Here is an 11,548-nt window from a genome sequence, read left to right as displayed (position 1 = left end):
GCCAGCAGCGCCGCGGCCAGCAAACCCGCCGCCGCGCCGCCCGCAGTCAGGACCCGCACGTCCACCACCGCGACGAGCCCCGCCCCCGCCGCCAGGGCCACCGCGTTGGGTGCCGTCATCAGCGAGCCCGCCGTCGCCGCCGTCCGCCCCAGCACCGCGTCCGGCGTCTCCCGCTGCACCGCCGTCATCGTCGCGATCAGCACGCACGGCAGGCCGAACCCGATCGCCGCGCTCGCCGCCAGGGCCACCCCGTCGCACGGCAGCGTCCGGGCGCCCACCGCCAGCGCGAACAACGCCATGCCGCCCGCCGCGAACACCCGCTCCGGCAGCCGGCGCAGCAGCGGCCCCACGAGCAGCCCCACCGCCACGGAACCGGCGCCCTGAACCGCGTAGAGGATCCCCGCGTACTCCGGCGTCCGGCCGAGCACATCATCGACGTAACCGAACGTCACGGCCCCGTTCACCCCTGCCAGCAGCATCGTCGCGGCCCCCGCCGTCACCAGCGGGCGGAGCACGGCCGAGGCGCGTATCCGCCGCAGCCCGGCGAGGAGTTCACCGCGCCACGCCCCCACCGCGGGCCGCGGGGCCTCCCGCACCCGCAGCCGGGCGAAGATCAGGGCGGCCAGGGCGCACGTCGCCGCGTCCAGCAGCGCCACGGCGGGGCCGCCGAACCGCGCGTACAGCCCGGCGCCCGCCAGTGGGGCGACCAGTTTCATGCCCTCGTTGGCCGTCATCCGCAGCCCGTTGAAGTCCGCCAGCAGCGAGGCGCGCACGGTCCCCGCGACGAGCGCCGACTCCGCCGCGTCGAGCAGGACGCCGCTCGCCCCGTAGAGGACCAGCACCACGAAGACCAGCCAGACGGTGCGGCCGGAGTCCACCAGCACCAGCGACGCCAGCAGACAGGCCATCGCCAGGTTGACCCGCACCAGCAGCGTCTTCCGGTCCATCCGGTCCGCGAGCGCGCCGAGCGCGGGCCCGGCCAGCACCGGGGCCCACATCGCGCACACCGTCAGCGCCGCCAGACTGTTCGACCCGGTCAGCGACTTGACCCAGATCCCCGCCGTGAGCCACATCGCGGACGTACCGAACCCGGAGACGACCACCCCCGCCAGATACCGCCCCGCCGTCGGGTCCCGCAGGACCCGCACCACCGCCGGACCGCCCATGTCGCCCCGCCCTCCGCCTCGTGCTCCGCGACCCGGCCGTGCGGCCGTACGGCTCATGCTGCGGAGTAAGGCGGTGCGGCGGCATCGGACGGATGCCCTAAGTGCTGTCCGGGCTCGGCGCCGACCGCCCGGACCCCTCCCCCTTCGCCCGGGGCACGCTGATCGCCAGGAGCGCGGTGTCGTCGTCGAGCCCCTCGCCGAACGAATTCAGCAGTGCGGTGAGCGCCCTGACGGCACCGGACGCCGAGGTGGGGGCGAGGGACCGCGCGAAGTCCAGGAGTGCTTCGTCGCCGTAGCGCTCACCCGGGTTCCCGGTACGGGCCTCGGTCAGGCCGTCGGTGTAGAGCAGCAGGGTGTCACCGGGACGCAGGTCCAGGGTGGCGGTGGTGAACTGCGCGTCCGCTACGACCCCGACCAGCTGGCCGCCGGGGGTGGGCAGGTAGTCGGCGCTGCCGTCGGCCCGGAGCAGCAGGGCGGGAGGGTGGCCGCCGCCGGCCAGGACGACATGGAATCCGGCGTCGTTCTCCTCAGGTGTGAGCATGCCGAAGATCACGGTGCAGAAGAGTGGTTCGTCGTCCTGGGCCTGGTGGTTGAGCGCGGTGTTGAGGTTGGCCAGAACCCTGACCGGTGCGGGGTCGGAGACCGCCGCGGCTCGCAGGGTGTACCGCGCCAACGACGTCACCACGGCCGCGTCGGCGCCCTTGCCGCGCACGTCCCCCATGAAGAACCCCCAGGTTCCGGCGGTGAGCGGGAACAGATCGTAGAAGTCCCCGCCCACCTGGTCGGTGGACGCGAAGTGGTAGTGGGCCGCGGCCTCCCTGCCCGGAACCGGTTCGATGACCGGCGGGATCAGGGTGCGCTGCAGGGTGGTGGCGAGGCGTTGCAGCCGTTCGCGGTCGCGCTCGGCATCCTGCCGGGCCCGCAGGAGTTCACGCTCGTAGTCACGCCTGTCCCGGGCGTCGAGGAGCGTGGTGCGGATCAGCAGCGGTTCGCCGTCCGCGTCCCGCTTGACGGTGGAGGTGACCAGGACGGGCAGCCGGGCGCCGTCCGCGGCCCTGAGTTCCAGGGCGACGCCGTTGACCTCGCCCTGCATCCGCAGCAGCGGTGCGAAGTGCGTCTCGTGGTACAGCCTGCCGCCGATGGTCAGCAGGTCGGAGAAGTGTCTGCGGCCCACCAGGTCCTCACGGCGGTGGCCGAGCCATTTCAGGAGCGTTCCGTTGACCTTGGCGATCCGCCCGTCCATCAGGGTGGAGAGGTAGCCGCACGGTGCGTTCTCGTACAGGTCCTCCGCACTGTCCTCCAGCAGGGCGGAGGACACCGGGGGGTCCTGGTCACCGCCCTCCGCCGGCCCCGATCCGTCGGTCCTGCCGCCGCCCGGGCACACGGTCACGGCCCCTGCACGAAGGCGATGATCGCCTCGGCGGTCTCCTCGGGGGCGCTCAGCTGGGGGCAGTGGCCCGTCGAGTCCAGGGTGACCAGCTCGCTGCCGGGGATCTGCGCGTGGACGTAGACGCCCACCTCGCGAGGGGCGATCGTGTCGCGCGCGCTCTCGGCGATGAGCGTCGGAACGGTCACCTTGGGGAGATCCGCCCGGTTGTCGGACAGGAAGGTGGCTCTGGCGAAGACCCGGGCCATCTCGGGGTCCGTTCGGCAGAAGCTGTTGGTCAGCTCCTCACCCAGCTCGGGACGCTCCGGGTTTCCCATGATCACCGGTGCCATGGTCGCCGACCAGCCCAAATAGTTGCTCTCCAGTGACTCGAGCAGTTCGTCGATGTCCTGCTCACTGAATCCGCCCCGGTAGTCGCCGTCGTCGATGTACGACGGCGAGGGGGTGAGGAGGACCAGTTTCTCGAAGAGCGCGGGCTCCTGTACGGCGGCGAGCACACCGATCATGGAACTGACCGAATGCCCGACGAAGGTCACGGGGCCGAGGCCGAGCCCCTGGCAGATGCCGATGACGTCCTGCGCGTAGCCGTCCAGGGTGGAGTACCGCTCGGGGCTCCAGGCCGACGCGGCGGAACGTCCCGCCCCCACATGATCGAACAGGACCACCTGGAAGCGCTCCTCCAGCGCCGGTGCGACGAGACGCCAGAGATTCTGATCGCAGCCGAAACCGTGGGCGAGCATCACCACCGGGCCGCTCTCCCGGCCTGTCACCCGTACCCGGCTTCTTTCGCGCACGTCCATACGGACATCCTGACACCCTTCGTACCTCACGGCCCGGTCTGCCGGGCGACCGCCGCCCACCAGCGCCGATCACGATTCCGGGGGTGGCCGGGCGGCACCGCTCCGCAGCCCCGGCGTCACCGCTCCAGCGCCGCCTTCATCGTCTTCTGCGCGATCGGCGCGGCCAGACCGTTGCCGCTGACCTCGGAGCGCGCCGAGCCGGAGTCCTCGACGATCACCGCGACCGCGACCTCCTTGCCGCTGTCGCGGTCCTTCGCGTACGAGGTGAACCAGGCGTACGGGGTGTTGGTGTTGTCCACGCCGTGCTGCGCGGTGCCCGTCTTCCCGCCCACCTCGGCCCCGGGGATCCGGGCGTTGGTGCCGGTACCCTCCTCGACGACCGTCACCATCGCGCTCCGCAACTGCTCGGCGGTCGACTCCTCGACCACGCGCCGCGTGTCGCCGTCGCCGGTCTCCTCCAGCGCCGTGCCGTCCCCGTCGCTCACCTCGGAGACCATGTGCGGCGCGGCCAGCTCGCCGCCGTTGGCCAGCGCCGAGGTGACCATCGCCATCTGGAGGGGGGTCGCGGTGACCTCGAACTGGCCGATCCCCGTCAGCGCTGTCTGGGCCCGGTCCATACCGGTCGGGTAGACGCTCTTCGCCGCCCGCACCGGGACGTCCAGCTTCTCGGTGTCGAACCCGAACGCGTCCGCCATCTCCTTGACCTCGTCCTGGCCGAGGTCGGCCGCGGCCTTCGCGAAGACGTTGTTGCAGGAGAACTGGAGCGCGGTGCGCAGGGTCGCGTTCTCGCAGGGGGCGGACGCGTTCTCGTTGGGCAGCACGGTGCTGGTGCCGGGCAGGGTGTACGGGTCGGGGCTGTCGGTGCGCTCGTCGACCGAGCCGTACAGCCCGTTCTCCAGCGCGGCCGCCGCGACCACCAGCTTGAACGTGGAGCCCGGCGGCAGCGGCTGCCGCAGCGCCCGGTTGACCAGCGGCTTGTCCGGGTCGTCCAGCAGGGCCCGCCAGGCGTCCCCGTCCGTCGTCCCGCTGATCTTCGAGGGGTCGTACGAGGGGGTGGAGACCATGCCGAGGATCCGGCCCGTCCTCGGGTCGACGGCCACCGCCGCGCCCTTGGCGTCGCCGAGCGCCTCGTAGGCCGCCTTCTGGACGTCCGGGTCGATCGTCGTCAGCACGTTGCCGGGGGTGGCCTGCCCGCCGGTGAGCAGGTCCTTCGGGTTCTTCAGCCGGTCGTCCGTGCCGTCCAGGACGTCGCCGTAGATGCCTTCTAGCTGGGTCGCCCCGTATGCCTGCGAGCTGTAGCCGGTGACGGGCGCGTACAGCTCGCCCTGGGTGTACGTGCGCTTGTACCGGAGGTCGCCGCCACTGGTCTCCTTCGATCCGGTGACCGGCGAGCCGGCCACGATGATGTCCCCGAGCGGCCGCGCGTACTGCGCGATGGTGTTCCGCCGGTTGTGCTCGTCGTCCGCGAGCGCCTCGGCCTGGAAGCCCTGTACCCACGTCGCCCGCACCAGCAGGGCGAGCACCATGAGCAGACAGAAGACCGAAGCGCGCCTGATTGTCTTGTTCATCCCACTGGAGGGACGAGCGAGCGCGTTCCGGCCGTTCCCGTCCGTGCCCCTTCTCACCGACTTCTCAGGTGGCCGGCCGGGCCCCGAAGGCCGGCCGGCGGCTCAGCCCGGGGTGATGAAACCGGACTCGTACGCCGCGATGACCGCCTGGGTGCGGTCCCGGGCGCCGCACTTCGCGAGGACCGCCGCCACATGCGTCTTCGCCGTCGCAGGGCCCACCGAGAGCCGCCCCGCGATCTCCGCGTTGGTCAGCCCCGCCGCCATCAGCCGCAGCACGTCCGCCTCCCGCCCGGTCAGCCTCCCCACCCAGGCCGGGGTCCCGGCCGCCCGTCGCCCGGAGTGCTCGGCGGCGAGCGAGCGCACGGACGCCGGATACAGGAGCGAGTCGCCGCACGCCACCAGGCGCACCGCCTGCACCAGCTCCTCGGCCGCCGACCGCTTCAGCAGGAACCCGGCCGCCCCGGCGTGCAGGGCCTCGTACACGTACGCGTCGTTCTCGAAGGTCGTCACGACGACGATCCGCGGCGGGTTCTCCAGCGTGGCGAGGATCTGTTCCGTGGCCCGGATGCCGTCGATCTCCGGCATCCGCACGTCCATCAGCACCACGTCGGGCCGCAGCTCCCGCACCACGGAGACGGCCTCCGCACCGGTGGAGGCCTCGCCGACGACCTCGATGCCCTCCTCGGCGTCCAAAATCACGCGCAGCGCCGTACGCACCATCCGCTCGTCGTCCGCCAGCACCACCCGCACCGGAGCCCCGCTCATCGCCGTCCCCCCGGCCACCCGGCCGTACCCGGCACCGTCCCCGGCAGCAGGGCGGTCAGCCGCCAGACGCCGTCGTCCGCCCCCGCCTCGGTCCGGCCGCCCAGCAGGACGGCCCGCTCCGCGATGCCGCGCAGTCCGCGACCGCCCCCGGGGCGTGCCGCGGCGGGCCGTTCGCCCAGTGGATTCTCCATCACGATCTCCAGCTCCCTCTCCCGTACCGCGATCAGCAGCCGCACCGGGGACGCGCCCCCGCCGTGCCGTAACGCGTTGCTCAGCCCCTCCTGAACGATCCGGTACGCCTCCCGCGAGACCACCGGGTCCAGACGGTCCGGATCGCCCTGCCGCTCGTACGCCACCGGCACCCCGCAGTGCGCCAGCAGCCCGCCGAGCGCGTCCAGCCCCGGCCCGTGCGCCGTGTCCTCGTGGTCCGGCTCCCCGTCCTGCCGCAGCAGCCCCAGCACCGAGTCCAGCTCCCCGACCGTCCGCCGCGTCGTCTCCTCGATGGCGGTCAGCGCCTCCCGGACGAACGCCGGATCGCGGTCCAGGACCCGGCGCGCCGCCCCCGCCTGCAGGGTCACCGCACTCAACGCGTGCCCCACCGAGTCGTGCAGCTCCCGGGCGAGCCGGTTGCGCACCGCCAGATCCGCCGCACGGCGCTCGGCGGCGGCCAGCCGGTCCTCGGGCGTCGGCCCCAGCAGCACCGGGGCCCGCCGGGCCAGCACCCCCCCGGCCACGGCAGCGACCAGCGCCAGTGCCGCCAGCATCGCGAGCCCGGCGAACGGGGCGAGGGCCAGGGCCCACGGTGCCCGCAGCGCGTGGGGGCCGTTGAGCAGCCAGGTGCCGCGCAGCCCGTCGGAGAAGGGCAGCGCGGCCACGGCCACCGCGAACGACGGCAGCGCGAGGGTGAGCCCGCTGACGATCCCGCCGAGCGCCAGATGCAGGGTGTACCAGCCCGCGGTACGCACCCGGGCCTGCCGGGTCCGGGCGGGACCGTCGGCCAGCAGGGCGGGCGGCACCCCGCACAGGGCGCGGGCGGCGGCCACGGACAGCGGCCGGACGAGCGGGAAGCAGCCGGTGACCGCCGCCATCGGCAGGGCGATGGCGAACGCGGCGAACGGGTCGGACACGGAGGAGAGTAGCGGTTCCCCACCGCTCGCCAGGCTGTTCAGGACCGTGCCGACGAGGAAGTACGGCATCAGCAGCGCGCCGCCGATGATCAGATGCAGCCAGCGCAGCCGGGTCCGCCGTCCGAACAGCGCGGAGACGGACTTCATGAGACCCGGTGGGCGGCGGCCGGCGCAGGGACGCCGACGGCCGTGGGCAGCGCGGAAGCCGCCGCGCGCTCCGCGAAGAAGTGGGCGCCCAGCGTCACGACGAGCGCCCCGGCCAGCATCCGGACAGCGTAGGCCAATACCGTCGCCGTCGCCTTGAGGCCGAGGCAGTGCAGGCAGGACACCGTGGCGACCGCCCGGAGCACGGACCGCGGCCGACGCGGGACGCTTCCGCTTCGGACGGGGCGACGCGGTACGAGGACGCTTCGGCCGGATCGGCGTGGTGCGGGGGCGTCCCGGCCGTCGCGGGCGCCCCGGGACGGTGCGGCGGGGCGAGAGCCGCGGGATGCCGGTTCGTTGTCATGGCACCAGGCTTCCGCGTCGGCGGGCCCCGCACGTCCTGCCCGGCGACGATCCGTCTCCGCCGCGCGGGGGAGGGGCGCGGCACGCGGGCGGCGCCCGGCCTCAGATGCCGGACGGTGACCTGGGCCCGGGCGGCCACGTCCGCACGCGCGCGCTTCCCGCGTCGCCGTCGGTCGACGACGACGACGCTCCGCGTCGCGGGCGCGGCACCATCGCGGCCGTCAGAGCCTGCGGGTCGCGAGGGTGAGCCGGTCCCGGGCGTCGAACAGGGCGTCCTTCACCATCTGTTCGTGGCCGGGGGTGAGCCGGGCGACCGGCACCGAGCAGCTGATCGCGTCGCGCGCGGGCGTCCGGTAGGGGATCGCCACGCCGAAGCAGCGCAGGCCGATGGTGTTCTCCTCGCGGTCCACCGCGTAGCCCTGCTCGCGGACCAGCCGCAGCTCCTCGATGAGCTTCTCGCGGTCCGTGATGGTGTGCTCGGTCAGCGCGGGCAGCGACTCGGGCAGCATCTTGCGGACCTGCTCGTCGCTGTGGGTGGCCAGCAGCGCCTTGCCGAGCGAGGTGGAGTGCGCGGGCAGCCGACGGCCGACCCGGGTGAAGGGGCGCAGATAGTGCTGGGACTGCCGGGTGGCGAGGTAGACCACGTTCGTCCCGTCGAGGCGGGCCAGGTGAATGGTCTCCGTGGTGTCGTCGGACAGCCTGTCCAGCGTGGGCCTGGCGGCGGCCACGACCTCGTCGCCGTCGATGTACGACGTGCCGACCAGCAGGGCGCGGACGCCGATCCCGTACCGGGTGCCCGTCGCGTCCGTCTCCACCCAGCCCAGCTCCACCAGGGTGCGCAGCAGCATGTAGAGGCTCGACTTGGGGTAGCCCACAGCCTCCTGGACGGCGGCCAGCGAGTGCATGCCGGGCCGCCCCGCGAAGTATTCGAGGAGCTCCACGGTCCGAACCGCGGACTTGACCTGTGCCCCACCGGACTCGGCGACCGACATCGCCCACGCCCCCTTCTCCAGCTCATCGACTTCTCGTCCGCGTCGGCGTCCGAAAAGCCGCCACACGATTGCCAACACGGAACGCCCGGAAATAGAGTCCCAGGACATTCACGATCAGGAACTCTGTTCAGAATACCGAACACTTGCTGATGCGGCCGAAGCCGGCCGGAAGTCGGCCGGTGGCCGGTCGTACCACGGGAGGGAATCACGGTGAGCGCAGCACCAGTCTGGAGTGTCGACCCCCGAACCGGGAACCCGCGCGAGCAGGTCGCGGTGGAGGCTACCGCCGGGGAGGTCGACCGCGCGGTCCGGGCGGCCCACGCCGCCCGCGACGCCCTCGCCGACCGCGCGGCGCGCGTCGCGTTCCTGCGTACGGCGGCGGAACTGCTGGAGGAGTCCGGCGAGCACATCGTCGAGGCGGCCGACGCCGAGACCGCCCTGGGGCCGGCCCGGCTCACTGGTGAACTGGCCCGTACCGCAGCCCAGTTGAGGGCCTTCGCGGAGGTCGTGGACGAAGGGGCCTACCTCGACGTCCACATCGACCACCCGGACGGCTCCCGGACCCCGCCCTGGCCCGACCTGCGCCGCTACAAGATCCCGCTCGGGGTCGTCGCCGTCTACGCGGCCAGCAACTTCCCGCTCGCCTTCTCCGTCCCCGGCGGCGACACGGCCAGCGCGCTCGCGGCCGGCTGTCCGGTCGTGGTCAAGGCGCACCCCGACCACCCGGCCACCTCCGAACTCTGCGCCTCGGTCCTCCGCCGCGCCGCCGCCCGCACCGGACTGCCCGAGGACGTCGTGACCCTGGTGCACGGCTTCGACGCGGGCGTCGAGCTGATCCGCCACCCGCTGGTGAGCGCCGCCGGTTTCACCGGCTCGGTACGCGGCGGACGCGCCCTGTTCGACGCGGCGGCCGCCCGCCCCACCCCCATCCCCTTCCACGGCGAACTCGGCTCCCTCAACCCGGTCGTCGTCACCGGGGCGGCCGCCGCCGAGCGCGCCGGGGAGATCGGCGCCGGGCTCGGCGGCTCGATGACGCTGGGCGCGGGCCAGTTCTGCACCAAGCCCGGCTTCGTCCTGGTCCCCGAGGGCGCGGCGGGCGACCAGCTCCTCAAGACGCTCACCGAGACGGTCAGCTCCACCGGCTCCGGCGTCCTGCTGGACCACCGCATGCGGGACGCCTTCGTCGCGGGTGTACGGGAGCGGGCCGCACTGCCGGACGTCGGGGCGCCCGTCACCCCCGGCGCGGGCGGCGAGCACACCGTATCCGCCGGATTCCTCACCGTCCCGGCCGCCCGGCTGACCGCCGAGGGCCCGCACGACGCGCTGCTGGAGGAGTGCTTCGGGCCGGTCACCGTGATCGCCCGGTACGCCTCCGTCGACGAGATCGCCGCCGTCCTCGCCCGGCTGCCCGGGAACCTCACCGCCACCCTCCAGGCCGCCGAGGACGCCGACCCGGACGCGGCGCGCCTGCTGGCCGCCCTCACCCCGCTCGCCGGGCGCATCCTCGTCAACGGCTGGCCGACCGGCGTCGCCGTCGCCCCCGCCCAGCACCACGGCGGCCCCTACCCGGCCACCACCTCCACCTCCACCTCGGTCGGCGCGACGGCGATCGAACGCTGGCTGCGCCCCGTCACGTTCCAGTCCACCCCCGAGGCACTCCTCCCGCCGGAGCTGCGCGAGGACAACCCGCTGGGCCTGCCCCGCCGGGTGGACGGAGGCCGCGCATGAGCCTGCACCTGGACGCCTTCCCCCTCGCCCTGGACGCGGAGGGCCCCGACGGACGCTGGACCCACGCCGACGGCGTGCTGACCGGCCGGGCCGGACCCGGCCAGGACCTCTTCGTCCCCCCGTCCGGCGACTACCTGGACCCGGCCTCCGACGCCCCGCGCCTGCTCGGACCGGTGGGGGAGGGGGACTTCCGGCTGGTGGCCCGGGTGCGCCCGGGGCTGCTGTCGGCCGGTGACGCGGGCGCGCTGTATCTGCACGTCGGGGACCGCGAGTGGGCCAAACTCTGCCTGGAGCACTCCGCGGACCTCCCGACCGTCTGCACCGTCGTCACCCGGGGCCACAGCGACGACGCCAACGCCTTCGTGGTGGAGGAGGGCGTCTGCTGGCTCCGCCTCAGCCGCACCGGCAGCGCCTACGCCTTCCACGCCTCCGCCGACGGCGAGACGTGGACCTTCGTCCGCGTCTTCACCCTCGGCACGGAGAAGGAGCGGGCCGCCGCCCGCGCCGGCTTCCTGGTGCAGTCGCCCACCGGCGAGGGCTGTGGCGCGGTCTTCGACCGGATCGCGTTCCTGGCCGGGGGAGTGGAGGACCTGCGCGACGGGCGGTGACCGGGGGCGGCGCGGCGGTGACAGGGGAAGAGAGACAGTGACGGGGGAGGCGAGGTGGGACGGGCGGGAAGGTCCGGGAATCACCCGGTACGGATTCGCGTTCGACCCACTGACCCTGTGCGGAGGATCCCTCCGCCCCGTCGCGACCCCTGGAGAGAAGAAGAGTCATGCGCGTCGAGATCTGGAGCGACATCGCTTGTCCGTGGTGCTACATCGGCAAGGCCCGCTTCGAGAAGGGCCTCGCGGAGTTCGCCCACCGGGACGAGGTCGAGGTGGTGCACCGCTCCTTCGAGCTCGACCCCTCGCGGCCCAAGGGCGACACCGCGCTCGTGATCGACATGCTGGCCGAGAAGTACGGCCGCAGCCGCGAGGAAGCGGCCTCGATGGAGGCGAACGTCGCGGCCAACGCGCAGGCCGAGGGGCTCGGCTACCGCACCGAGGGCCGTGACCACGGCTCCACCTTCGACCTCCACCGGCTGCTGCACCTGGCCAAGGCCCGCGGCCGCCAGGACGAGCTGCTGACCCTCGCCTACCGGGCGAACTTCGCCGAGGAGCGGTCCGTCTTCGACGACGAGGTGCTGCTCGCCCTCGCCGTGGAGGCCGGACTCGACGCCGTCGAGGCCCGTGCGGTGCTCGCCGACCCCGGGGCGTACGCGGACGACGTCCGCGCCGACGAGCGCGAGGCGGCCGAACTGGGCGCCAACGCCGTGCCGTTCTTCGTCCTCGACCGTCGGTACGGAATCTCCGGCGGCCAGCCGTCGGAGGTCTTCGTCCAGGCGCTGGAGCAGGCCTGGAAGGACCGCCCCGTCACCGCTCTCACCGCCGTCGGCGGGGATGCCGCGGCCTGTGACACGGACGGCGCCTGCGAGGTTCCGCGGAGCTGAGCCCGCACCCGGGAGC

The 11,548-nt window shown here is 73.5% G+C and carries 11 protein-coding genes; 3 read left to right on the top strand and 8 right to left on the bottom strand.

Annotated elements, in window-relative coordinates:
- The 8 genes from CR470_RS16105 to CR470_RS16070 form a co-directional block, all read right to left on the bottom strand.
- Positions 1-1,166, bottom strand: a 1,166-nt coding sequence (locus CR470_RS16105) for an MFS transporter (RefSeq protein WP_097868283.1), incomplete at its 3' end; no start/stop codon positions are given.
- 97 nt (positions 1,167-1,263) lie between these two features.
- Positions 1,264-2,556: a PP2C family protein-serine/threonine phosphatase gene (locus tag CR470_RS16100; protein WP_097868282.1), complete on the bottom strand. Its 1,293-nt coding sequence runs from the start codon at positions 2,554-2,556 to the stop codon at positions 1,264-1,266.
- Positions 2,553-3,353: an alpha/beta fold hydrolase gene (locus CR470_RS16095; protein ID WP_097868281.1), complete on the bottom strand. Its 801-nt coding sequence runs from the start codon at positions 3,351-3,353 to the stop codon at positions 2,553-2,555. Before CR470_RS16095 ends, CR470_RS16100 begins: the two co-directional genes overlap by 4 nt.
- A gap of 116 nt (positions 3,354-3,469) precedes the next feature.
- Positions 3,470-4,921: a peptidoglycan D,D-transpeptidase FtsI family protein gene (locus tag CR470_RS16090; protein WP_097868280.1), complete on the bottom strand. Its 1,452-nt coding sequence runs from the start codon at positions 4,919-4,921 to the stop codon at positions 3,470-3,472.
- Between the two features lie 102 nt (positions 4,922-5,023).
- The gene (locus tag CR470_RS16085; RefSeq protein WP_097868284.1) at positions 5,024-5,686 is read right to left on the bottom strand and encodes a response regulator transcription factor; all 663 of its coding nucleotides are present in this window, start codon (positions 5,684-5,686) and stop codon (positions 5,024-5,026) included.
- Positions 5,683-6,960, bottom strand: coding sequence for a sensor histidine kinase (locus CR470_RS16080; protein ID WP_097868279.1), 1,278 nt, complete (start codon positions 6,958-6,960; stop codon positions 5,683-5,685). Before CR470_RS16080 ends, CR470_RS16085 begins: the two co-directional genes overlap by 4 nt.
- Positions 6,957-7,079, bottom strand: coding sequence for a hypothetical protein (locus CR470_RS40525; RefSeq protein ID WP_257138697.1), 123 nt, complete (start codon positions 7,077-7,079; stop codon positions 6,957-6,959). Before CR470_RS40525 ends, CR470_RS16080 begins: the two co-directional genes overlap by 4 nt.
- Positions 7,080-7,541: 462 nt before the next feature.
- Positions 7,542-8,312: an IclR family transcriptional regulator gene (locus tag CR470_RS16070; protein WP_069756667.1), complete on the bottom strand. Its 771-nt coding sequence runs from the start codon at positions 8,310-8,312 to the stop codon at positions 7,542-7,544.
- Positions 8,313-8,522: 210 nt separating this feature from the next.
- Here CR470_RS16070 and CR470_RS16065 point away from each other — a divergent pair, with 210 nt between their 5' ends.
- The 3 genes from CR470_RS16065 to CR470_RS16055 all read left to right on the top strand — a co-directional run bounded on the left by CR470_RS16065 (position 8,523) and on the right by CR470_RS16055 (position 11,532).
- Complete coding sequence (locus CR470_RS16065) at positions 8,523-10,040, top strand: aldehyde dehydrogenase (NADP(+)) (RefSeq protein ID WP_097868277.1); 1,518 nt, start codon at positions 8,523-8,525, stop codon at positions 10,038-10,040.
- Positions 10,037-10,648: a DUF1349 domain-containing protein gene (locus tag CR470_RS16060; RefSeq protein WP_097868276.1), complete on the top strand. Its 612-nt coding sequence runs from the start codon at positions 10,037-10,039 to the stop codon at positions 10,646-10,648. Before CR470_RS16065 ends, CR470_RS16060 begins: the two co-directional genes overlap by 4 nt.
- A gap of 167 nt (positions 10,649-10,815) precedes the next feature.
- The gene (locus CR470_RS16055; protein WP_097868275.1) at positions 10,816-11,532 is read left to right on the top strand and encodes a DsbA family oxidoreductase; all 717 of its coding nucleotides are present in this window, start codon (positions 10,816-10,818) and stop codon (positions 11,530-11,532) included.
- Positions 11,533-11,548: the final 16 nt, after the last annotated feature.

Origin of the sequence: Streptomyces sp. rh34 (genome assembly GCF_002551245.1) — a bacterium.
In the GTDB taxonomy this organism is placed as follows: Bacteria; Actinomycetota; Actinomycetes; order Streptomycetales; family Streptomycetaceae; genus Streptomyces.
This window is presented reverse-complemented; position numbering and strand designations above follow the sequence as displayed.